This window comes from Salinibacter sp. 10B (assembly GCF_002954405.1).
GTDB lineage: Bacteria > Bacteroidota > Rhodothermia > Rhodothermales > Salinibacteraceae > Salinibacter.
Genome location: NZ_MQWC01000004.1, coordinates 759,888 through 781,935, shown reverse-complemented (window position 1 = coordinate 781,935; position 22,048 = coordinate 759,888). Strand labels below are relative to the sequence as shown.

General features: G+C 60.3%; 19 protein-coding genes and 1 tRNA gene. 15 read left to right on the top strand and 5 right to left on the bottom strand.

Features of this window, described 5'->3' with window-relative positions; translation table 11 throughout:
• Positions 1–164: 164 nt before the first annotated feature.
• Positions 165–238: transfer RNA gene (locus BSZ35_RS03475), tRNA-Arg, on the top strand.
• A gap of 121 nt (positions 239–359) precedes the next feature.
• On the opposite strand, the gene BSZ35_RS03470 is transcribed toward BSZ35_RS03475, so the two are convergent.
• Positions 360–1,727, bottom strand: coding sequence for an AarF/ABC1/UbiB kinase family protein (locus tag BSZ35_RS03470; protein WP_105011147.1), 1,368 nt, complete (start codon positions 1,725–1,727; stop codon positions 360–362).
• Positions 1,728–1,852: 125 nt separating this feature from the next.
• Positions 1,853–2,431 carry a hypothetical protein gene (locus BSZ35_RS03465; RefSeq protein ID WP_258096053.1) on the bottom strand — a complete coding sequence of 193 codons (579 nt, stop codon included), beginning with the start codon at positions 2,429–2,431 and terminating at the stop codon, positions 1,853–1,855.
• 407 nt (positions 2,432–2,838) lie between these two features.
• Here BSZ35_RS03465 and BSZ35_RS03460 point away from each other — a divergent pair, with 407 nt between their 5' ends.
• Positions 2,839–5,517: a M14 metallopeptidase family protein gene (locus BSZ35_RS03460; RefSeq protein WP_105013705.1), complete on the top strand. Its 2,679-nt coding sequence runs from the start codon at positions 2,839–2,841 to the stop codon at positions 5,515–5,517.
• On the opposite strand, the gene BSZ35_RS03455 is transcribed toward BSZ35_RS03460, so the two are convergent.
• Positions 5,514–6,341 (bottom strand): hypothetical protein, encoded by an 828-nt coding sequence (locus BSZ35_RS03455; protein ID WP_105011146.1) that lies wholly within the window; start codon positions 6,339–6,341, stop codon positions 5,514–5,516. The genes BSZ35_RS03460 and BSZ35_RS03455 overlap by 4 nt on opposite strands.
• 300 nt (positions 6,342–6,641) lie before the next feature.
• Between BSZ35_RS03455 and BSZ35_RS19200 the strand changes: the two genes are divergently transcribed.
• The 10 genes from BSZ35_RS19200 (at position 6,642) to BSZ35_RS03410 (ending at position 16,759) form a co-directional block, all read left to right on the top strand.
• Positions 6,642–6,827, top strand: coding sequence for a hypothetical protein (locus BSZ35_RS19200; RefSeq protein WP_146109987.1), 186 nt, complete (start codon positions 6,642–6,644; stop codon positions 6,825–6,827).
• Positions 6,828–6,871: 44 nt separating this feature from the next.
• The gene (locus BSZ35_RS03450) at positions 6,872–7,711 is read left to right on the top strand and encodes a DUF547 domain-containing protein (RefSeq protein WP_105011145.1); all 840 of its coding nucleotides are present in this window, start codon (positions 6,872–6,874) and stop codon (positions 7,709–7,711) included.
• 226 nt (positions 7,712–7,937) lie between these two features.
• On the top strand, positions 7,938–9,464 hold the full coding sequence (gatB, locus tag BSZ35_RS03445; RefSeq protein WP_105011144.1) for an Asp-tRNA(Asn)/Glu-tRNA(Gln) amidotransferase subunit GatB: 1,527 nt from the start codon (positions 7,938–7,940) through the stop codon (positions 9,462–9,464).
• Positions 9,465–9,552: 88 nt separating this feature from the next.
• A complete protein-coding gene (locus BSZ35_RS03440) occupies positions 9,553–10,953 on the top strand; it encodes a TlpA disulfide reductase family protein (RefSeq protein ID WP_105011143.1) in 1,401 nt (466 codons plus the stop codon).
• 233 nt (positions 10,954–11,186) lie between these two features.
• The gene (locus tag BSZ35_RS03435) at positions 11,187–11,756 is read left to right on the top strand and encodes a 16S rRNA (cytosine(1402)-N(4))-methyltransferase (protein WP_258096052.1); all 570 of its coding nucleotides are present in this window, start codon (positions 11,187–11,189) and stop codon (positions 11,754–11,756) included.
• 60 nt (positions 11,757–11,816) lie between these two features.
• Positions 11,817–12,596 carry a triose-phosphate isomerase gene (gene tpiA / locus BSZ35_RS03430; protein WP_105011142.1) on the top strand — a complete coding sequence of 260 codons (780 nt, stop codon included), beginning with the start codon at positions 11,817–11,819 and terminating at the stop codon, positions 12,594–12,596.
• Positions 12,597–13,010: 414 nt separating this feature from the next.
• Positions 13,011–13,529 (top strand): cyclic nucleotide-binding domain-containing protein, encoded by a 519-nt coding sequence (locus BSZ35_RS03425; protein ID WP_181149162.1) that lies wholly within the window; start codon positions 13,011–13,013, stop codon positions 13,527–13,529.
• A gap of 48 nt (positions 13,530–13,577) precedes the next feature.
• On the top strand, positions 13,578–14,639 hold the full coding sequence (locus BSZ35_RS03420) for an AI-2E family transporter (protein WP_105011140.1): 1,062 nt from the start codon (positions 13,578–13,580) through the stop codon (positions 14,637–14,639).
• A 216-nt stretch (positions 14,640–14,855) separates the two neighbouring features.
• Positions 14,856–15,467, top strand: coding sequence for a TerB family tellurite resistance protein (locus BSZ35_RS03415; RefSeq protein ID WP_146109985.1), 612 nt, complete (start codon positions 14,856–14,858; stop codon positions 15,465–15,467).
• A 389-nt stretch (positions 15,468–15,856) separates the two neighbouring features.
• The gene (locus tag BSZ35_RS03410) at positions 15,857–16,759 is read left to right on the top strand and encodes an adenylate/guanylate cyclase domain-containing protein (protein ID WP_105011138.1); all 903 of its coding nucleotides are present in this window, start codon (positions 15,857–15,859) and stop codon (positions 16,757–16,759) included.
• A gap of 46 nt (positions 16,760–16,805) precedes the next feature.
• Here the strand turns inward: BSZ35_RS03410 and BSZ35_RS03405 are convergent, their stop codons facing one another.
• Together BSZ35_RS03405 and BSZ35_RS03400 are read right to left on the bottom strand one after the other, a co-directional pair.
• On the bottom strand, positions 16,806–17,027 hold the full coding sequence (locus BSZ35_RS03405) for a zinc ribbon domain-containing protein (RefSeq protein ID WP_105011137.1): 222 nt from the start codon (positions 17,025–17,027) through the stop codon (positions 16,806–16,808).
• A gap of 246 nt (positions 17,028–17,273) precedes the next feature.
• A complete protein-coding gene (locus tag BSZ35_RS03400; protein ID WP_105011136.1) occupies positions 17,274–18,116 on the bottom strand; it encodes an alpha/beta hydrolase in 843 nt (280 codons plus the stop codon).
• Between the two features lie 228 nt (positions 18,117–18,344).
• Here BSZ35_RS03400 and BSZ35_RS03395 point away from each other — a divergent pair, with 228 nt between their 5' ends.
• From BSZ35_RS03395 to secF, 3 genes are all read left to right on the top strand, one after another.
• Complete coding sequence (locus BSZ35_RS03395; RefSeq protein WP_105011135.1) at positions 18,345–18,599, top strand: hypothetical protein; 255 nt, start codon at positions 18,345–18,347, stop codon at positions 18,597–18,599.
• A 212-nt stretch (positions 18,600–18,811) separates the two neighbouring features.
• Positions 18,812–20,761 (top strand): protein translocase subunit SecD, encoded by a 1,950-nt coding sequence (gene secD, locus BSZ35_RS03390; RefSeq protein WP_105011134.1) that lies wholly within the window; start codon positions 18,812–18,814, stop codon positions 20,759–20,761.
• A gap of 54 nt (positions 20,762–20,815) precedes the next feature.
• Entirely contained in the window at positions 20,816–21,730 is a 915-nt protein-coding gene (gene secF / locus BSZ35_RS03385; protein ID WP_105011133.1) for a protein translocase subunit SecF, read from the top strand.
• The last annotated feature ends 318 nt before the right edge of the window (positions 21,731–22,048 follow it).

Below are 22,048 nucleotides of genomic sequence, written 5' to 3'. Positions count from 1 at the left end.
CGGGGCAGACGACGAGGTTCAGTACGAGGGGAATGGATTCGATGTCCCGCCGTCCCGCGACGGACTGCGATAGACGGTCGGACAGTGAACACTTCGTGAGAACCCGCGTCGTCGGATCTTTTCGGCACTGGCAGTCGTGTAGAGGGACGCACTTACCGAGACACCTGCCCGTAGCTCAGTCGGACAGAGCGCAGCCTTGCGGAGGCTGAGGCCGGGGGTTCGAATCCTCCCGGGCAGGCCCCGAAACCCTCCTGAATCGCCGTTCGGGAGGGTTTTTCGTTTGAACGCGTGATGGGTGAAAACGAGATGCGTGAGCAACGCTTGTCACTCGCTCCTCACGCTTCACTCCTCGCGCCTCATCAGTTGGAGGCACTGCACGACGGAACTGGCGTTTCTCCCAGGGTCTCCAACTCGTCGTTCAGCAACTCCACGCTGTGGGTCGTGTCAATCACGGGCTCCAGTTGGGTGAGGAGGTTGAGCAGGCCCACCAGCGCTTTGTTGAGGAAGATGAAGTGCGGGGAGCCCACCACCTCGCGTAGGCGAGAGGCCTCCTGAAAGCAGTCGTGTAGTCGCTGGCTGAATTCAGGATCGCCGAAGTCGAAGGTCGGCGTGCGATACGGTTCCACGATCAGTGAGCCATACTGGTCGAAGAAGGCGCGGATCTCGTTGCGGACCGCGTCGGAGAGGTCGTCGTGGAGGATGTCGAGCTGGTGCAACAACCGCTCGATGTTCTGGTCGTCGTCCGCCATGCGGGCTCGGTAGAGCCGGAGCATGTCGTCGCGGAAGTCCTGCGGAAAGGTTTTTACGCACCCGAAGTCGATGACGCCCAGCCGCCCGTCGTCGCGGAAGAGGAAGTTGCCGGGATGGGCGTCGGCGTGGAGCGTTCGGTGATTGCTGGCCACCTGTTCGTGGAGGAAATCCCACAGGAGCTGGCCAAAGTGGTTGCGCGCCGCTTGGTCTGGATTGTTCTGTAGAAACTCCTTCAGGTGCTGTCCCTCCACGTACGTCATCGTGAGTACCGTCTCGGTCGAGTAGTCTCGGACCGCCCGCGGCACCACAATCTCGTCTTGGTCGTACTGCTCCGCAAAGAAGTCGATGTTGTCGGCTTCGTTCACGTAGTCGGTTTCCTCCCGGAGGCGGTCGCGCACCTCATTGAAGTGTGAGTCGATGCTTCCCCCACGCACCAGGCGGCCGAACAGCGTGCGAGCCACGGTCAGGTCGGACTCGATGGTCTCCCGCACGTTCGGGTATTGCACCTTCACCGCCACGTCCCGCCCGTCGCTCAGGCGGGCCCGATGGACCTGCCCGATGGAGGCCGCCGCCAGTGCTTCCGACTCAAATGTGTCGAAGAGCAGTTCCGGCATCTTGCCCAGGGCATCGCGGATGCGTTTGCGGACCAGCGCCCGGTTCATCGGGGGCACGTTGTATTGCGCCTCGGCCATGACCTCCATGAACTCGTCCGGCATCATGCCGGTGTCCATGCTCATCGACTGTGCCATCTTGAGCGCCGTCCCCCGCAATCGGGTAAATTCGCGGAAGAGGTCCTCCGCGTTTTTCGTGTTCAGGTCGCGCTTGCGCTCCTCCGCGTCGCCGCCGCGGCCCGTCACCCGGTCCGCGAGATACTTGGCGTAGTTCTTTCCCACCTTCAGGCCCGTCTTTGCGAAGATCTTGCTCCGCTCCATCTTCGACGCGGGGAAGTCATCGTCCGAGTTGTGCTGCTGGCTCATGGGAGGGCTGCTGAATCAGGAAAAGAGACGCCAGGAGGACTTGTGAGCTGTATTTCGTATTGCGTATTTCGTATCGACTCCACCTATACGCAATACGCAACACGAAGTACGACCACTCGGGCAACTCATTCCGACGATCGATTCTCCCGTTTGGGAAAGAGCCGCCCCAGAAGGGGAAGCCGCCGCAGGCCCAGCGCGTCGTTCTGCACGATGTGCCAGGCCAAGTCCACACCTCGTGACACGCCGCGAAAAGTGACCAGTTCGGCGATGAATGCAACGAGTTTGTCGACGAGGGCAGTCGTAGCGGCCTGATTATTCGTCTGGTCTGAGATCCAGTGTCGGATGATAGCAAACGTTACTTCTGTGAGGACCTCGTGCACCGGCCAGAGGCCTGTGACGAGTCGATTGGATTGGGGAATGCGGTCATCCGACAGCAGCTCGCGAAGCGCCGTTCGCACGTTCCCCCGAAACGAGGAGTCGTAGCGAATACGGCTGTCGAAGGTATCCTGGACGAACGCCCGATGCTCGCCCAGGGTATCGAGGAGGATATAGTAGAAGGAGGCCAGGCGCTCCTCGAACGTGAAGTCCTCATATCCGTCCGTGGCCGACGACAGTAACCGGTACTGGTCGACGGCCAAGTCATAAAAGGTCGGCAAAATCTGGTCGGCGTAATCGAAGTAGGTGTGGTAGAGCGCATCGTCCACGCCCGCCTCATCACAAATTTCAGAAGCAGAGCGGGGCTGACGATGGGCGTCGAGACGGATTGCAGCCTCGACGAGCTGTTTCCGGTCGGCAAAGGCGTCTGGGTCGGGAATGGCTAGCGGAGAATCATAGATAGAAATTGGTGCTACAGTACAATTTCTTGTATGAGGAGACGGCCAGTTCGTGCCGGAGGCTCCCATTCTCTTCATGGGACGCCCGTGCAATCTGCATCGTCAGATCACGAGGGCGTGATCATTTGGAAACACTTCCAGGGAGGCATCGATCTGAGAGGATGTCATTCTGAAAGCGTTTTCCGAGCGGTCGGCATCGGTCGCGCCTGTTGGACTACCTGCACGGGTTGTCAAAGTCGGAGAACGTGGTCCTCTTGTATTGCCAAGCACTGCCCCACATGGCCATTCGTCACACGCTCGAGATGTCCCTTCGCATTGCCGTCGTTGCTGTTGTGTTTGCGCTTGTAGGAGGGGGAGGGGCCTTCGGGCAGGCGCCCGTCCCGTCGGAGGTGCTCGGCTTTGAGCCCGGGGCGGACTACAAGATGGCCGATTACGACCAGCTCACCCAATACTACCGCCAGCTTAGCGAGGCCAGTGACCGAGTGGAGATGCAGTCCATCGGGACCACGGTGGAGGGGCGGTCGATGAAGCTGCTTGTGATTTCCAGTGCGGACAACCTCGACAATCTCGACCGCTGGAAAGAGATCAGTGCTACGCTCTCCCGGGCGCGAATCAGTGAGGAGAATGCCCAGCAGCTGTCGAAGGAGGGAAAGGCGGTGGTGTGGATTGATGCGGGGCTCCACTCTACGGAACGAGCCCCGAGCCAGGCCATGCCGAAGCTTGCGCATCGGCTCGCGACGGAGGAAAGTGCCGAGGCGCAGAAGATTCGGGAGAACACGGTGCTGCTCCTCATGCCGGTGATGAACCCGGACGGGCTCGACATTGTCGAGAACTGGTACGACCGCGTGCTGGACACTCCGTTCGAGACCAGCAGTCCTCCGTGGCTCTACCACAAGTACGTGGGCCACGACAACAACCGGGACTGGTTCATGAACAACATGCCGGAGACGCGGGCCGTGACGGACGTGATCTTCAACGAGTGGTATCCACAGATTGTCGTGAATCATCACCAGACGGCGCCCGATTGGGCACGGATTTTCATTCCCCCGTTCACCGGTCCGGTGAATCCCGACATCCACCCGGGCGTCGTGGCGGGCGTAAATCAGGTGGGCACGGCCATGGGGCAGCGCTTTGCGATGAAGGACATGCCCGGCGTGGTGTCGAATGACATCTTTACCATGTTCTGGAATGGCGGCATGCGCACCGCGCCCTACTTTCACAATCAGATCGGCATCCTGACGGAGGTGGCTCACGAGACGCCCACGCCCCGGCACTACGAGCCCGATTCTCTTCCTTCGCACGTTGGCGAGCGCAACCCGACCGACGGCACGGCGCTCTTTTATACCGATCCCTGGAAGGGAGGAGAGTCCCACTTTATGGATGCCGTTAACTATACAAATACGGCGTCGATGGGGGTGCTGGACGTGGCGGCCGACCGCCCGCAGCAGTTTCTCTACAACATCTACAAGATGGGGCGCGACGCCATCGAGGCAGGGGAAAGCGGCGATCCGTTCGCCTACGTCATTCCACCCACGCAGTGGAATCCGCGGGAGGCACACAACCTCGTCAATATCTTGCGGCAGGGGGGCATTGAGGTCGACCGGGCTACCGAGTCGTTTGATGCTGGCGGCGAGACGTACCCAGCGGGCTCCTACGTGATTTCCGCTGCGCAGGCCTTCCGTCCGTTCGTGATGGACCTGCTGGAGCCGCAAAATTATCCGACGCGACGCACCGCAGGAGGGCAGCCCGAGACGCCCTACGACCTGGCCGGGTGGACGTTGCCGATGCAGATGGGCGTGACGGTGGATCGGGTAAACCAGTCGTTCGAGGCGCAGATGCAGGCGGTGACGGACTCGGTGGCCCCTGCGCCCGGAGACGTGACCGGAAGCGCGGGGTATGGATATGTGTTTTCGCATCGACCCAACACCAGCGCGGAAGCGGTCAATGAACTGTTGGCAGATGGCGAGACTGTGTTCTGGGCAGAAGCCGGCGTGTCCGCAAATGGAGTCGAGCTGGACTCCGGAGCGATCGTGGTTGAACAGGGGCAGGGCACGGAGCAACGGGTGGAGGCGGTTGCGGAGGCCCATGGACTCGACGTGCAGGGACTAGCCGAGCAGCCGGAGGGTCCGCTGCATCAGTTGCAACAGCCTCGGGTCGGCATTTACAAGTCCTGGGTGCCCAGCATGGACGAGGGATGGACGCGCTGGATCTTGAACGAGTATGACGTGCCGGTGGATACGCTTCATGACGCCGACGTCCGCACTGGGGACCTGTCGAAGTATACGACCATCATTCTGCCGCACCACTACTCCTCCGACCTGCTTCTTAACGGCTACGGAGAGGGAACGATGCCAGAGAAATACGTCGGTGGGTTAGGGCTGACCGGGGCCATCGCGCTGGAGCGGTACGTCGAAAACGGCGGAACCGTGGTGGCCTTCGATGAGGCCAGCAGCTTTGCGATTGAGCAGTTTGGCCTGCCGGTGGAGGACGTGACCGACGGTGTGTCCAGTTCTGAGTTCTTCATTCCGGGCTCCCTCATTCGGACCACCATCAACACGGAGCACCCCCTGGCCTACGGCATGCGGGATACGGTGGCAGCGTCCTTCAGCCGAAGCCGGGCGTTCGAGGCGGTGCGACAGGACAAAATGGGCGAGGGGGGGCGTGAAGACACTGAGCTTCCGGAGGCACCGCCGGTCGAGGTGGTTGCCCGTTACGCCGAGAATGATCTACTCATGAGCGGATGGGCAATGGGCGAAAAGGAGCACATCGGTGGAGAAGCGGCATTGATGCGCGTGCACGAAGGCGACGGCGAGGTCGTTCTCTTCGGGTTCCGTCCCCAGTTCCGCGGCCAGCCGCGCGGGACGTACAAGCTCCTCTTCAACGCTCTGCATGGAGCTACGGTTGAGGATCTGCCGGAGGTTGGGCAGGTGTCGGCCGACCCATTCGGCACAGATTAACGCATCTCTGCCAGAAGGGCGCGGGCCTCGTCTTTGTATTCGGGATCGTGGGGGGAGCCCGCCGTCCGCAATGCCTTCTGGAACTGGTGTCGGGCCGCCGCCTCCCGGTCCATGCGGCGGTACGTCTTGCCGAGTTCCAGATGGTTGTACGGTTTCGATTCGAGCGCGATGGCCTGTTGAAAGTTGTGAACGGACTGTTCGTACGAGGCATCGGGCAGTCCGCCGTAGAATGCTTTCACGAGGGTGCGCTCAATGAAGTTGAGGCTCGCCACCTGCCGGTGCCACCGGCCGCGAAGGTGGTAGGCGGCTGCGAGCGTGGAATCCAGAGCAAGGGCCCGGTCGGCATGATGCTTCACGGCCCGTGACCGTCGGACTCGTTCCGAACGGTCGGCGTAGAGGGTGATGCGACCTTGGGCCAGTCCCGTGACAAGATGCGCCCAGGCGCTGATGGTGTCGGTCGCCAGGGCGGTTTGGGCGGCGTCTAAGGCCTTCCGGTGATAGGACAGGGCGGTTTCTGCGTCCTCAGACTGCTTGCCGAGATCAGTGATGAAGAGGGCCCGACGCCAGTGGATTCCCACCTGGTTGGGGTGCTTTTGGGCCAGCGAGTTTACCCGGGACAAGGCGGCGCGGAACTGGCCCTGACGGCGGAGACTGTCGGCGATGGCGAGGGCCGTATCTAGTGGGGCAGAGGGAGAAGCAGACGACTGGGCAGCTGTGGGAAGAGGGGCAAACGAGACAAAAAGAAGAACGAGAAATAGGCTTGGCCCGACGGAGGGAAGAGGTGAGGGACAGACGGTGGTCGCACCGCGTATGGATGGAGGCATAGAAACCACTGTTATTCAAGGTCCACGAAATGGGAGGCCACAGAACGTCCGTCAGACAGCTTTTCAATACCCTAGAGAGGATGAGGCCCTGACGCGCTGCTTCTATACAACGGGTAGAGAATTTCGGTTCGGTCTCATTTCCCTCTGAGGGTGCGGGGCATCTGATGCGTGGAAGTACCGGCCCCCGCAGGGAGGAGGAAGGGGCAGGAACGCGTCAAGAAGCATCGAGGGAGCATCGGCATCGGTGCATCGTTGCAATCACTCACCGGCATACTGTAATCGTCAATCGTCTTTGCCCCCGTGTCCGATTCCACGCGTCGCTACCGGCAGTACGTAGGGCTTGCCCTCGTGATCATAACGTATGTGGGCGGCATTATTGGATGGAGTTGGGCTGCAGTTACGGTCGAGCCAACTCCGACAGCTCCCGATGAGGCATACACTCGCGTTGAGCCATTGCCCTCCTCTGAGCCAGTAGTCGGCCAATAGCATCCGTGTCCTTGTCTTCCTTCGTTGTTTCGACTTGTGGGTCTATGTCCTGCCCCCGATACATTGCTGTACTGCTTGGAATCCTGATCGTCGTGGGAGGACGTTCTCCACTACAGGCCCAGCAACGCGCCACCTCGACCGTCGTGCGGACGTCGATTGACCACGGCCCGTTCACGCGTTTGCTTCAACGCTTCGTAGATGAGCAGGGCAATGTGGAGTACGCGCAACTAAAGGCGGAGTCGGACTCAGTCCTGAGGCCGTACCTGCGCCAGCTCGCCACGACCAATCCGGCGTCCCTTGGGTGCGATGCCCGTCTGGCGTTCTGGATCAATGCCTACAACGCCTACACGCTAAAGCTCATCGTAGAGCATTACCCAGTGAAGAACATCTGGGCCGTTACGCCCGGGCCGGCCGAGCCGAAAGACAATAGTCCGTTTGCGTTGGAGGTTGGGAGCGTTGCCGACACCGTTCGGACCCTCGACGAAATTGAGCATGAGATCATTCGCGAGCGATTTGACGAGCCGCGGATTCACTTCGCGCTCGTCTGTGCGGCCGCCAGTTGTCCCCGTCTTCGTCGAGAGGCCTACACCGGCGCCCGGCTTGAATTCCAGCTCGAAGATCAGACGCGCACCTTCTTTCATGACGACGAGAAGAATCGCATCCCAGCAGGCAACGGGCAGATCCAGCTTTCCCGCATCCTGAAGTGGTATGGGCAGGACTTCGGCGACTCGACCGATGCTCTGCAACGCTTCATCGCGCCATATTTCGATGGAGCCGTTCGGGATACGCTCTCCAGGGCCGCGTACGAGGTGACCTTCGGGTCGTACGACTGGACACTGAACGACCAGTCGTCGGCGTCAGGGGCGGCGTCTGGACGAAAATAGTAGAAATACAGGGCAGTTAATTCCAACGCCTCCTCGCGCCCGTCTCGTCGAAGCGCTCATGCCCGGAGACGGGCACAAGAGGCGGAGGGGCTCGTGCCGGCGAGGGGGCCCTCGACATCGGGAGGCCCGTCCCACGAACATTTGCGTCCGCGATCGGGTACTTTGGTCTGGACTACGCATTCAGTCCCCGCTGTCGTCTTCTTTTCACGCACACCCTCCTCGACGTATGGCGTACGAGACCTACGAGCCGGTCATCGGCCTTGAAGTGCACGTCCAGCTCCAGACCGACTCGAAAATTTTTAGTACCGACGCCACGGCCTTTGGGGCTGAGCCCAACGCGCAGGTTGACCCCGTGAGCTTGGGCCATCCGGGCACGCTTCCCGTGCTCAACCGGAAGGTGGTCGAGTATGCACTCCGCTTGGGATTGGCCACGCACTGCTCCATCGCGCCCCGCTCGGTCTTTGCCCGGAAGCACTATTTCTATCCAGACCTGCCGAAGGGATACCAGATCTCACAGTACGACACGCCCATCTGCTACGACGGATACCTCGAAATTTACCCTGGGGAGGACGAGGACACCGAGGGTGGACGGCCCTCCCGGCCCGACTCGAAGCGGATCGGGCTCACTCGCATCCACATGGAGGAAGATGCGGGCAAGTCCATTCACCAGGAGGGGGGCAAGACGCGACTCGACTTCAACCGTTGTGGTGTGCCGCTGCTGGAGATGGTGACGGAGCCAGACCTGCGCACGCCGCGCGAGGCCTACCTTTTTCTGAAGCGGCTCCGTCAGATGGTGCGGTATCTCGACATCAGCGACGGCAACATGGAGGAAGGGTCGTTGCGCTGCGACGCCAACGTAAGTGTGCGGCCCCGGGGACGAGAGGCATTCGGGACGCGGACCGAGCTGAAAAACTTGAACTCGATGAGCCACGTCGAGAAGGCGCTCGACTACGAAATTACGCGCCAAATTGCCACGCTGGAGAAGGGGGGCTCGGTTCAGCAACGGACGCTGTTGTGGGATCCAGACGCTGGGACCACGCATCCCATGCGTTCAAAGGAGGAGGCGCACGATTACAGGTACATGCCGGATCCGGATCTCGTAGAGGTAGAGGTCGACGACAAGATGATCGCGGACGTGGAAGCGGATCTGCCGGAATTGCCCCGCGCCCGCCAACAGCGCTTCGTGGACGAGGTGGGACTCCCGCCGTACGACGCAAGCGTCCTCACCGAAGAGCGAGCCGTCGCCGATTATTTCGAGGCTGCGCTTGATGAGCTCTACAAACGTACGAAGGGCGGCGATACCGATGCACAGGCCAAGCTCGTCTCGAACCTCGTGATGACCGAGGTGATGCGTGTGCTCAACGAACAGGACATTGCGATCGACGAGCTGCCGGTTGGGCCCGAGCGGCTGGCACAGCTTGCGTTCCTGCGGGTGGAGGATAAGGTAAGTTCGAACGGAGCGCAGGAAGTATTCGAGGTGATGCTGAAAGAGCATGACACCAGTGCCGGCAAGATTGCGGATGAGCGCGACCTCATTCAGGTGACGGATGCCGGAGCGATCGAACCGGTCGTGGAGGCAGTGATTGACGACCATCCCGAGCAGGTAGAGACGTATCTCGGAGGCAAAGACGGACTGCTTGGATTTTTCATCGGGCAGGTCATGCAGCGCTTTGACGGGTCGCCCGACCCACAGCTTGTGCGCGAGATGCTTCGTGACAAGCTGGAGGCGCGGAAGGAAGGGGTTGAGGAGTAGTCGGCCGATCCTCGACCCCTCAGGGATCGAGGCGGGCGGCACGTCCGCTCGGATTCAAAACTGATTGTTGTGTAAGCAAAGAGGGTTGATGAGGAACGCCTGCGTACGTCGAGACGATGATCGGTCCCTCCGAGGAAGACTTCGGTGGGGGATTCTCTTCGCACTAGCCGTCGTTCTGGGCGTAGGGTGTCAGTCGGCGCCCGACGCCGTCGAGAGCTACGTCGAGGGGCGAATTACCGTCCGCTCCGATATCGATGCAACGGGTGACTATAGCGGCTTCCGGGTGCTGGTGGCTGACGCCAACGGGCGGTCCATCGACACCCTCGGAATTGCAACCACGGGCACAGACGGCCGCTTCCAAATGAACGTGGCGGCGCCCGAGCGGGGCATCTATCCGCTTATGATCTGGGGACGGCAGGGACAGCGGCGATTGGCGAGTACCGACTATGTTGTGGCCAGTGGCGACTCGGCGACCCTGGAGGTGGAGTTGCCGCTCGAGGGCCGCCGGTTCTTTGTTCGTTCCTCCGAGAATGCGGCGCTCAGTGCTTACCGCAACACGATGGCGCAACACCGCCGGACCCTCGTGAAACGTCTCCAGACCGACGCTCGCGACTCAACCACCATGAGCCGGAGTATTCGGCAGACCAGCAGTACGCTCTGGAACTTGCAGGAGACGTTCCCAGGGGCGTATGCGAGCCAACTGGCCGCTACGGAATCTCTCTCGTTGCTATCGGGGTGGAACGACTCGCTTGTCGTGGCCCGTGCCAAGGAAATCGAGCCGTCGAATCCCCGATTCGTCGAAGTGGCACAGATTGCGCGCCGAGCCAGTAGTCGGCTGCACGGGCAGGCGGCGGCTCTCGACCTGCTCGACACGTTTGCGAAGTGGGCGCAGACCAATCAGCAGCGAGCGGGGGTGCAAGCTGCCCGGGTTCGTGCTTTCATTGACAGCCTGCAAGCCGATGCGGCCCTGGCGGCGGCCCAGAAGCTCAAAAACGAGTACCCGAACACCAAATGGGCGGAGTGGGCGGACCGGGCCACGTACGAAGTCAACAACCTGCTGCCCGGAACGGAGGCGCCGAGCCTGACGGCCACAACCGTGTCGGGAGATTCGTTGGCCCTCCAAGCGCTCCGGGGGCGGCCGGTCGTGCTTGAGTACTACCGACCCGGTGATGATCTCTTTGCACGACAAATGGCCACTCGAAATGCCCTCTACCGCGCAACACGGGCCGACTCGGTGGCCTTTGTGTCAATTTCGGTCGAGCCGGACACGCTGCTCCATGAGGCATTTACCGAAAATCGTTCGTTTCCCGGTCACCACGTGATCGCGCCCGGCGGCATCGACGGGCCGCTAGCCAAGACCTACAACATTGCCGATGTCCCGTCGCGGGTTCTCATTGATGAAGAGGGAAAAATGGTGGGACGCTACTCGGGCGCGGCCTTTCTTGCATTCCAGGAAGATTTGACACGACTTCTCGATGACGGATCGTAGGCAGCTTCTCAGCAATCCTTCATGAAGTGAAGGGGAGGTCTGCTTGAAAGAAGGCAGGCTGTGGTGCTACCTTAGCATCGAATCGTGCGACAGCATTTTCACGAGAGTACGCCCTGTGCGGGCAATGGCGATCGATTGCGTTCTCTCTGCGGGCGGGACACTGTGCCAGTGTTGAGGGCAGTGGGTCGTCCGCTGTTCGCTCGATATTCTTTCCAAAGCTAGCCTACATACTCGTGCCGACACTAACGGGTACGATTTCGTACATCAAGAATTTCATTCAGGACCAGGACGTTGCGGCAATTGTGCCGTCCTCGTCTTTTCTCGTCAAGCGCGTTTGTAAGTGGATTAACTTTGACGAACCGGCCGTCATTGTCGAGTATGGGCCCGGAAACGGGGTCTTTAGTAAGTACATCCTCGACAACATGACGTCCGACTCCACCCTCATTCTCGTCGAAAGCAATCCCGACTTCGTGGAGACGCTTGAAGAGATGACGGCTGGGGATTCGCGAGCCATTGTGGTGGAGGAGCGGGCCGAGCGCATTGAGCAGATTCTCGATGATCACGGCTTCGATGAGGTCGATTACATCGTGTCCGGCATCCCGTTTTCCTTCCTCGACGAGGAGACGCGGGCCGAGTTGCTACGCACCACCCACGACGTACTGGCCGACGATGGCAAGTTCCTGGTGTACCAGTACTACAACCATCTTGAAGAGCCGCTGCGCGAGTATTTTGCGGATGTGACCAAGGAGCGCGAATACCTCAACATTCCACCGACCATTCGCGCTTACGAAGCCTGCAAGTAGGGGACCCGTGACTTCGGTTCCCCGGTTGTTCATTCCACCCTGGACGAATCTGAGACCCTTATGCTTATTGCTGGAAACTGGAAGATGAACACAGATCTTCCGCGCGGCGTCGAACTGGCGGAGAACATTGCCGCCGGAATTGACGAGGCGGACTCTACGTACGAAGCCCTCGATTTTGCCGTATGTCCCCCGTTTGTGCATCTGCAGGCGGTAGGGGCGGCTCTGCAAGACAGTCCCGTAGCCCTCGGGGCGCAGGACGTGCACGCGGAGGAAGAGGGGGCGTTTACGAGTGACGTGGCTGCTCCGATGCTCACGTCGGCTGGATGCACGCACGTCATCATCGGGCACTCGGAGCGACGACAGTACTACGACGAGACGGACGCAGAGGTGAACCGAAAGGCCCGCCAGGCTCGTCGTCACGATCTGGTGCCCATCATCTGTGTGGGGGAGACGATCGATCAGCGACGATCAGGGGATGCCGAGTCGGTGGTGCACGCGCAGCTCGAAGGAGCGCTCGATGGGGTCACTGTGGAGGCGGCCGACGATCTGATTATTGCCTACGAGCCGGTGTGGGCCATTGGGACCGGTGAGTCCGCCACCCCGGAGCAGGCCCAGGATATGCATGCGGTGATCCGAGATGACCTCTCGGAACGATACGGCACTGACGTGGCCGACCAGATTGAAATCCTCTATGGCGGGAGCATGAAGCCGCACAATGCGCATGCTCTTCTGTCGCAGCCGGACGTGACTGGCGGTCTCATTGGGAGTGCGAGTCTGGAGGCGGAGTCCTTCCTTGGGATTGCGGATGAAGCCGCTGCAGTGTTTGAGGAGAGAGAGTAGAGGGGACGGAGTGGAGCGATAGGGGCGCCGTATGGGATCCGTTGGGGAGCGGGGCCATCGGATCACGGTGCTCCTGAATGGCATCTGATGCGAACTCCGCGCGCTTCGTTAAGGGAGGAAGGGCTGGACGAATGGATATGTGGAGGGGCGCGCGTCCATCCCTCCACACGTCCTCACATCCGCTCCCACGAAAGGCCGACTGACACGGCACCTCCTGCACGCGATTCGGTGTGACTCCTCTGTAGGGCACCGGACGGTCTCATCCTCGTGTCTAGCAACCAGAAGGAGATCTGCGGCCCGTTAGGAGCATTGTGTTGCAGTGCTAGACGTTGTGCAGACTGGGCTGTACGTTATAGGTGATTTCGCCGCGGTGGGCCGAGCGGCCTGCAAAGCGAGCAATCCGCCCCCTGCACTGTGGACAGCTTCTGGGACAACATTTTCCGACAGACGGACGAAACGTCCGTCCATACTCTGCTCCGCGAGATTCCGCTGTTCGACGAGCTGTCGAGCGGGGAGTTGTCGGCCGTCGAGTCGATTCTGCACAGACGAGAGTATGATCCGGGCGAGGTCCTTTTTCATCAGGGAAACCCAGGGGTGGGAATGTACATCATCCGGGAGGGCACAATTGAGATCGTGTACGAACCAACGAACGACACCCTGGCGGAACTGTCCGACGGCGATTTTTTCGGTGAATTGGCCCTGTTGAATGAGACCCCCCGCTCGGCCACGGCCGTGGCCCGGACGGAGTCGGTTCTCTACGGTCTCTTCCGCCCCGACCTGCTGGGCCTTGTGGAGAGAGACCCGTCGCTCGGCGTTCAGCTCTTGCTTCGCATGTCCCAAGTCATCAGCGAGCGGCTCATCCAGACCAACGAGCAGGTCCGAGAGCTTCGCGAGCAGCTCCACGAGTTCACGAATGAGGAGGCGCGCTCATAGAGACACCGTGTCGGTGTCCGGTCAATCTGTTCTGCACGCCCGACTGCCATGCCGCAATCCGAGAACGAACGTTCCGTGACGGCGCTTGTGCAGGATTTTCTGCGCCGGATTCGGGGGCTGCTGTTTCTTGGGGGGGCGGTCTTGGTCCTTTACTTCATGCAGGGCATTGCCCAGCTTCTGCTGGTTGCGACCCTGATTGCGTACCTTCTCAACCCGCTTGTCAGTCGGCTCCAGGTGCGCACAAGCCGCACCAATGCCACCCTCATCGTGTTTGGGCTGTTGGTCCTGGTGCTGGTTGGGGGGAGTGTTCTTCTTGGGCCGGTGGTACAGCAGCAAATTCAGGACGTAGAAGCAAAAACCGAGATCGATCGTATCACCCGCGTCGTGGGGCGAGTCGACCAGCGGATGAGCAGCATTTCGAAGTCCATTGGGGGAGGGGAGGTGAAGATCCAGGAGAAGATGAACGCGACAGTCGAGCGATGGACGAGCGGCCTGGTGGGCATGGCCCCCAACCTCCTCGGGATTGTCACTAACGTCATTCTGGTGCCTTTTATGGCCATCTTTTTGCTGCGGGATGGTCCACGCATCAAGCGGGGACTCATTCGGTTCGTCCCGAACCGGTATTTCGAATTCAGTCTAGAGGCCCTTCACAAAATTGACATTCAGCTCGGAAATTACTTCCGGGGCCTTGTGCTCGAGATTTCCATCATTGCTCTTCTCTCCACGGCTGTTCTGTGGGTGCTGAACGTGCCGGCCTTCGTGCTGGTGGGCCTCCTGGCGGGCATCACGACCGTCATTCCGTACGCAGGATCGTTGCTCGGGGGGAGCGTGGGGGTGCTCATTAAGCTTGCGACCCCGGGAGATCCCTCGGCAGCGGCGCTCGTGTTGGTTGCCTTCCTCGCCATTCAGATTGCGGATGAGGCCTTCATCCAACCGCTCGTGTTTGCGAAAGCTGTGGATCTACACCCCCTGGAAGTGTTGATTGCGGTGTGGATTGCGGCGCAGTTCTTTGGGGTCGTAGGGATGGTTCTGGCCATACCCGTCACGAGTGCCGGAAAGGTCGTCGTGTCTGAAGGGGCAGCGTTAATTCAACAGTATCAGTTTAGCTAATCGAGTGCGGACCGCTACGGGTTGCCGTCCGTCGGGACGGGGCGGGCCCTCCATACACGTCGGAATCTCGTCTGAAATGAGGGCAGGGACGGAACGAAATTCCGTCAAACATTGAGGGGGAACTTTGCATTCCTTGACTTCCGGAACGGGGTTTGAGACATTCATTTACAGCCTTATCATGTCGACGCCCTTTTTACTCAGCTCTGGTGTAGGTTTATGTCAAAATCGCTCGGAATGAAGGCCGTGTCGCGAGTGGACGAGGCGGACCGGGAACCGTTTCTGAAGGCCCTCGCCCATATTGCCGTTGCCGATGATTCGGTCACCATCGACGAGAAAGAGATGGTCGAGCAGTACGCAGAGGCGTGGGAGCTCGAGGACCGAGCCCGGTCGGTCGTGAAAGATATTCTGGAGGCCGGATCGCCCCTCGATCTGGATCATCTCGTTTCCGAATTCTCGGAGTCGGGGACGCGGTTTCTGCTGATGCAGGAGCTTATGCGACTGGCCTACGCCGACGGCACCTACGGGGATGTCGAGCGGCGACAGATTGCCGCTATTGCCCAGCGGATGGATATGACCGAGGAGCAGTTCCGTGAGGTTGAGAAGTGGGTTGGCCGAGGGCGTGCATGGGGGGATACCATGGAGGACGGACCCGGAGAAGAGGATCTCAAGGGAGTCCTGGGTCGGGAGGAGGAAACCGACTACGATCTTTCAGACATCGAGACGGGGGATTCTGACCTGTCGGACATCGACGAGGAGTCCCTAGGAGGGAAGTACATTGACGAGAAGGACCTGGAAGAGGCGTCCGAGGAGGATGAGGACGACGAATAGGGCTGGGACGACTCTCGACAACTACGCAAGGGGCGGCGAGGAGCATTCCCGTAGGAGATCGTGTTTTTGACGACCCGCGCGGCTTGGTGGGGGGCAGGAGCGGCGGGCACGAGAGCGTTGCATTCTGCGGTTTCTCTATCGCCTTGGCGTCTAGGTCTTAGACGGTTTTTGATCTTCCAATTGAACAGCCATTTTGCCGGAACGGCTGTGGGAGGTGCGAGTGCACGTGACGGAGCCGGCAGAGCGCGCAGTGCTAGCGCGTTTCTCCGCCGTTGGATGGGGCGCCCCACGCTTTCCCGTCCGGTGTCTTCAGTGAGCCCCCCAAGCCGAAGGGGACGTTTCCTACACGACAGATCCTCCGCAGTCTTTCGGTCGATCCGCTTGCCCCGATGTCCCGTACCACTGAACTCGCCATTTGCTTCGCCGACATCTGCGACAGCACGGCCCTGTTTGAGGAGTACGGGGATGACAAGGCGCGCGACATTGTCGGGCAGGTTCTCGAAGTCATCTCCGACGTTGTGCGGGAATACAACGGCACGGTCGTCAAGACCATTGGGGACGAGGTCATGGGCACCTTCCCGGAATTGATTGCCGCCACCAGTGCCGTGACGAAGTTTCCTCAGGCGGTTCGGCAAGAAGAAACGCTCGCCGCCCTGGGCATTGAGATTCGGGTCGGCATGTGCTACGGCTCCGTTGTGCAGGAGGACGACGGGGACGTGTACGGCGACGCCGTGAATACCGCGTCCCGGCTCGTGGATTGGGCCCGGGCAGCACAAGTGGTGACGACCGCTCGGACGTTGGATCCGCTTCCGGATTTTTTTGAGAGCCGGACGCGAAACCTGGGCGAAACCACGCTTCGCGGCAAGGAGGAGCCCGTAGAGATTGTAGAGCTGCTGGGAGAGCAGAGCGGCTCGAATCTCACAGTGGTTGACAGTCGAGATCCGGAGCCTGTGCAGGATCAGGATCGAAACGTCTTGTCGCTACGCTACAAAGACGAGACGATTACTGTGGAGCAGGGGCCCCTGATGCTCGGGCGCGGATCGAAGAGTGATCTCCGCATTGCCGACTCACGGGTGTCGCGAATGCACGCCGTGATCGAACGCCAGCGCGACTCGTTCATGCTCACCGACAGTAGCACGAACGGGACCTACGTCCAGATTGGGGACGAAGAGGTTATGTTTCTCCACCGAGAGCAACTTCGCCTTCACGGCACTGGCCATCTTAGCCTGGGCCGTCACGTCGAAGCGGACGACGCCCAACTGCTCCACTTCGAGTGCAAAACCATTTCCTGAGTCCTTTGTGGCGGGGGGGCGACAATAGGGAACGGAACCCGGAGGGCTACTCATCTGAGGAGCCGTCACTGCCTTCATCTGCCGGGCCGTGAGCGTCGTAGTCGTTGACGTGAAAGCCCTCGCCTTTGAAGATGAGGCCTCCGGTGCCTGTGATGATGCGTTCCACGTCCTGCCCGGTTTCCGGGCACGTGTCCAGTGGATCGTCAGTAATCTTCTGCCGGACCTCGAAGGTAGTTCCGTCTTCGCGGCGATAAGTGTACGTTGGCATGAGGGCTACGGGGTCTGTCCAGTGCAAACGGCGGAAACGCAGAACCGGGCTTTGAGGTCGGGAGGCGAAACGACAGCCCGGGCTTAGGTGCGAACCGGGGCGTTCCGTTTCGCGCTCAAGGCCGACCATCTACCCGGATTCTGAATCACAGTACGAATACCAGGTCCGGAACGCAGTGGAACGCGAGAAGTGTTCCGCTGCGGGCCGGGACGGACGGTGGTTAGACACGAATTTTTCAGAAGCCTCTCACTCCTCGACTCGATCCCGGAGCCACGCTGTGAGGTCGGATAGTACGGTGGCCTGTTCCGGCTCGTTGAAGGTTTCGTGGTAGAGTCCGTCATAGAGGTGAAGGGTCTTATCGGAAGTCGACGCACGTTCGTAGAGGCGTCGGCTCCAGTTGGGGGTTGTCAGCCGGTCGGCTGTGCCGTGAAATACGAGAAATGGCGTCTGCAGAGCATCAAGCTGATCGCGCACCTCATCCCCGGCGCGAAGCATCTCCGCGCCGGTTCGGGCCGGCACCCGGCCGTGGTAGTTCAAAGGATCCTGTTCGGCGTCCGCGACCACGTCGGGGTCCCGAGAAATCGCGCCCTCCGGAGAGCGAGTTGTTGGAAGAGTGGGGAAGAAGCGTCCGAGAATTTGGGCGAGGGTGCGTAAAAGGGGAGCGAGGTCCGGATTAATCTCGATCGCTGGGGCACTCAGCATCAGGCCTCGTACGGACGGGGACCGGTCGAGAACGTATTTCAGCACGACGAGCCCGCCCATGCTATGACCAAAGAGAAAGAGGGGGAGATTGGGCTGAGTGGTGCGTACGTGGGTCAAGACCAGGGCAAGGTCGTCGAGATAGTTTTCAAACGACGCGACGTAGGCACGCCTTCCCTCTGATCGCCCGTAGCCGCGCTGGTCGTAGGCAAAAACCGAGGCCCCTTCGTTCACGAGGGCCTGCGCCACGTGTCCGTATCGTCCGCAGTGCTCGGCGTACCCGTGAACGAGAACGATGACGGCGCGAGAGGCGTCCTCCGGTGTCCACTGCTGGGTATGGAGTTGCAGGTTGTCGTCGGTGGTGAGGGAGCCGTGGCTCGTGGGGGACATTGGCAGCTAGAGACAAGAACGGTAGGGGTGAAGAGCGAGAATCGACGCTGGACTCGATGCGTTCCAGAGGGCAGGGCGCTCGGGGTCAATTTCAAGTGGGGGGATTGGAGACGAGAGGGGCGGCCGTGAAGCCCCCGCCAATTCGGAAATGCTCGGTTGAGAGGAACAATCCGCACGAATACGTTATTCCTGCTTCCGTCGCCCACCGATTGTTTGGCGTCTGCCGTCATGACTTTCCTCGCCCTTACATTGCGGAGTGTCGGGCTGTTTGCCCTTGCTCGTATGGTCCTCCCGGCCGTACGAGAAGTGGCGCAGGAGACCCTGACGCAGGCCCGTGAGCGCTACCATGCGGGGCGGCAGGGCACTGCTCTTCTCCCATCCGTCGTGAGGCTCGATCCGGCCGTTCTTTCCCGTCTTGTGCCGTTTGTGCCGTCCGGCCGGCTTGCCCGCTTGCTCGTCGCCGCCCGTCCAATGGGTCCTTAGTGTCGGCCGCGTCCATTGGGCCGTCTCTCATCGGAGATCGATCGAACGGATCCGACGACGAACGAGCCGGCGGCCCACCGAGCGATAGTGTCACTTAATCACGGTGTGCACGTCCATTGTCTGAACGGGAAGACGTCCGTCCGCGTGTTATCCCGAATGATTGGGAGACGCTATATCGTCGATTTGACTGCTAAACTGAGCGATCAACTGAAATGCAGGGGAACGGATTTAAGTTAGGCCTTACCATCTTTTTCGTCGGGCTCTGTGGTTTTTACCTCTTCCCATCAGTCCAAAATCTGTACGTTTCGTACCAGATGGACCAGATGGGAGAGGAGGAACGCCAGGAGTACCGGCAGGAGAATCGTCAGCGACTGGAAAGCATTCGCGAATCGTCCCTCAACCTGGGGCTCGACCTTCAGGGGGGCATGCACGTAACCCTGGAGATGCAGGTGTCCAACCTGCTCGACCAACTGGCGTCCAGCAAAGACGAAGCTTTTCGAGAAGCCCTCAGTGCGGCCCGACAGCGGGCCCGGCAGGAAGACATCTCCGTGGTGAATGCCTTTGTGGAGGAATTTGAATCGCGCAATCCGGACGGCCGACTCTCGCGGTACTACCGGAGTGAGGCCGACGGCATCACTCGGCGCTCCTCAAACGGAGAGGTGCAGGACTACCTGACGACGCAGGTGAGCGATGCCGTGGATAATGCGATGCAGATTGTTCGCAACCGCGTGGACCGCTACGGCGTAACCGAGCCGTCGATTCAGAAGCAGGGCAGCCGCCGCATCTCGGTGGAGCTGCCGGGGGTGGAAGAGGAGGAGCGCGTCCGAAACCTGCTGGAGAGTGCCTCCCAGTTGACCTTTCACCTGATGGGCGATCCACAGCAACTGCAGGCGTCTGTACAACGCATCATTGAGTACTACGAGCCGTCTGCTGCTGACTCGGCCCGCATTGCAGACGCGGCTGCCGCGGACACGACCACGCAGACGAGCGGCACCGACACGTCGGAGACCACGGAGGGCACGGCCCTCGCCACACAGTCACAGCAGGATGCAGAATCGCAGGAGGGCACGTCCCTTACCGAGCCCGGTGCTGAGAGTGGCAGTGGCCCCCAAAATCCCCTCCTCGCCGTCATGCAGCCGCTCCCCCGGCAGGGGTCCCCCACGGTCGGGTACGTTCAGGGACCGGACACGGCACAGGTGAATGATTTGCTCTCCGACCCTGACGTCCAACGCATGATTCCGTCCGGGACTCAGTTTCTATGGACGGCCAATCCCGTCCCGGGCACCGACAACACGTACGGCTTGCTCTCCGTCCGGACAGAGCCGGAGCTTACCGGCGACGTGATCACGGAAGCCTCCGTGCAGTTTCGTCAGCAGACCAACGAGGCAATGGTCTCGATGAGCATGAATTCGGAGGGCGCTCGGATTTGGGGGCGCGTGACGAAGGCGAATGTGGGAGAGCAGGTGGCCATTGTGCTGGACGGACTGGTCTATTCCTATCCAAACGTCGACGAGCCGATCATGGGCGGTCGTTCCCAGATCAGCGGCCTCGAAAGTAGGCAGGAGGCGGCGGACGTGGTCACAATCCTGCAGTCCGGATCCATGCAGGCCCCGGTCGACATTATCGAGGAGCGCACCGTGGGACCCAGCCTTGGAGATGCATCCATCCGGGCGGGACTCATCTCCGTCATTGTCGGGCTTCTGCTCGTCGTGCTCTTCATGATCATGTATTACCACACGGCCGGCATTGTAGCCGACGTGGCGCTGCTGCTAAATGTGATCCTGATTCTCGGCATCCTGGCCGGGTTCAACGCTACGCTTACGCTTCCAGGAATTGCTGGAATCGTGCTCACGATCGGTATGGCGGTGGACGCCAACGTGCTGATCTACGACCGGGTGCGTGAGGAGCAGAACACGGGCAAGACGCTGAAGGCCGCTATCGCGGCGGGGTACGAGCAGTCGCTCAGCGCGATCCTCGACGCCAACATCACGACATTCTTTATGGGGGTCATTCTGTACTCCTTTGGTGTCGGTCCTATTCAGGGTTTTGCCGTGACGCTCATGGCCGGGATTCTGTCGTCGCTCTTCACCGCCATTATTGTGACGCGCCTTATCTTCGACTACATGGTCGAGGAGCGCCGGATGGACGTAAGCTACGGCTAGGATGAGGGCCGCTGCATTCCTTTGTGACGTGATTTTAAGGACAATCGGAGTCTTATGCGCCTGTTTGAAAACGCTGATTACAGCTTTGTATCGAGTCGCCGGATTGGATATATCATCTCCGGTACCCTCCTTGCCGTCAGTATCCTCTCATTGTTAGTCCGGGGATTAGCCCTGGGCATTGACTTCCGAGGGGGCTTCGAGTTCGTTGTCGGAAATATGGGGGATGTTGAGACTGTGGAGGTGCGATCGGCCCTTACGGGTCCCCTGGGCGGCCAGCCCGAAGTGAAGACGTTTGGGGACAACAGTCTGTTGATTCGGGCCTCGGTTGAGGGAGAGGCCAATACCACCCAGGTCCAAAACCAGATTCTCTCGACGATCCAAGAGCAGTTCCCAGAGGCCAATCCTCAGATGGAGAAGACCAGTGTCGTTGGGCCCCGCTTTGCGGAAGATCTGCGACAAGGGGCCATTTACGCCATCTTTGGAGCCTTGGCGGTGATTTTCCTCTACATTCTCGTCCGGTTTGAGTGGCGGTACAGCGTGGGGGCTGTGGCGGCGCTCGTGCACGATGTCACAATAACGCTCGGACTCTTCTCCATACTGGCCGGCGTTGTGCCGTTTTCGCTCCAGATCGATCAGGGCATCATCGCGGCCTTCTTGACGATTGTTGGCTACTCGCTCAACGATACGGTGGTTGTGTTTGACCGCGTGCGCGAATACGTGAATCTCTTTAAGACGGAAAACTTCCCGAGCATCGTGAACAAGTCGATCAATGCGACGCTCAGCCGCACGGTGGTGACCTCAGTCACGACGTTGATCGTGGTGACGGTGCTATTTATTTTCGGAAGTGAGGTGCTGCGCGGCTTTTCATTCGCCCTCATCTTTGGGGTGATCATCGGTACCTACTCGTCGATCTTTGTCGCCTCTCCCACGATCGTCGAACTGGAGCGTCGTCTCGAACAGCCGGCCTAACCGAGAGGGCGAGAAACTCGTCTCCAGGCCGTACCTGCTCCGACGCAGGACGAAGCTCGTGGAGGCGATGTGCGCGGGACGATGTTAGGCGGGCGGGTCCTGCGATCCGATTCGAGAGTGCTGCCGAGGATGCGTCCGATTGGCACGGAATTGCGTTGCCGTGACGCGGGGGCCCTTCATTGGGCTCGGCATTTTGACTACAGCTCGTGCAGAGCGTCGGAATCTGGGGGCACGTCTGTGCCGGTCTGGATTCCGGAGCCATTCGCTCGCTGCTTTTGATTACGGAGCTCCAGGCGGTGTTTGCCTGCTATCGGACGG

Coding starts and splice junctions, on each gene's coding strand:
- BSZ35_RS03455 (WP_105011146.1), bottom strand. CDS start 6,341: ATGCCTCCATCCATACGCGGTGCGACCACCGTCTGTCCCTCACCTCTT.
- BSZ35_RS03415 (WP_146109985.1), top strand. CDS start 14,856: ATGTCAAAATCGCTCGGAATGAAGGCCGTGTCGCGAGTGGACGAGGCG.
- BSZ35_RS03410 (WP_105011138.1), top strand. CDS start 15,857: ATGTCCCGTACCACTGAACTCGCCATTTGCTTCGCCGACATCTGCGAC.
- BSZ35_RS03395 (WP_105011135.1), top strand. CDS start 18,345: ATGACTTTCCTCGCCCTTACATTGCGGAGTGTCGGGCTGTTTGCCCTT.
- secD (WP_105011134.1), top strand. CDS start 18,812: ATGCAGGGGAACGGATTTAAGTTAGGCCTTACCATCTTTTTCGTCGGG.
- BSZ35_RS03420 (WP_105011140.1), top strand. CDS start 13,578: ATGCCGCAATCCGAGAACGAACGTTCCGTGACGGCGCTTGTGCAGGAT.
- BSZ35_RS03400 (WP_105011136.1), bottom strand. CDS start 18,116: ATGTCCCCCACGAGCCACGGCTCCCTCACCACCGACGACAACCTGCAA.
- BSZ35_RS03440 (WP_105011143.1), top strand. CDS start 9,553: ATGAGGAACGCCTGCGTACGTCGAGACGATGATCGGTCCCTCCGAGGA.
- BSZ35_RS03405 (WP_105011137.1), bottom strand. CDS start 17,027: ATGCCAACGTACACTTATCGCCGCGAAGACGGAACTACCTTCGAGGTC.
- gatB (WP_105011144.1), top strand. CDS start 7,938: ATGGCGTACGAGACCTACGAGCCGGTCATCGGCCTTGAAGTGCACGTC.
- BSZ35_RS03450 (WP_105011145.1), top strand. CDS start 6,872: ATGTCCTGCCCCCGATACATTGCTGTACTGCTTGGAATCCTGATCGTC.
- BSZ35_RS03470 (WP_105011147.1), bottom strand. CDS start 1,727: ATGAGCCAGCAGCACAACTCGGACGATGACTTCCCCGCGTCGAAGATG.
- secF (WP_105011133.1), top strand. CDS start 20,816: ATGCGCCTGTTTGAAAACGCTGATTACAGCTTTGTATCGAGTCGCCGG.
- tpiA (WP_105011142.1), top strand. CDS start 11,817: ATGCTTATTGCTGGAAACTGGAAGATGAACACAGATCTTCCGCGCGGC.
- BSZ35_RS03460 (WP_105013705.1), top strand. CDS start 2,839: ATGGCCATTCGTCACACGCTCGAGATGTCCCTTCGCATTGCCGTCGTT.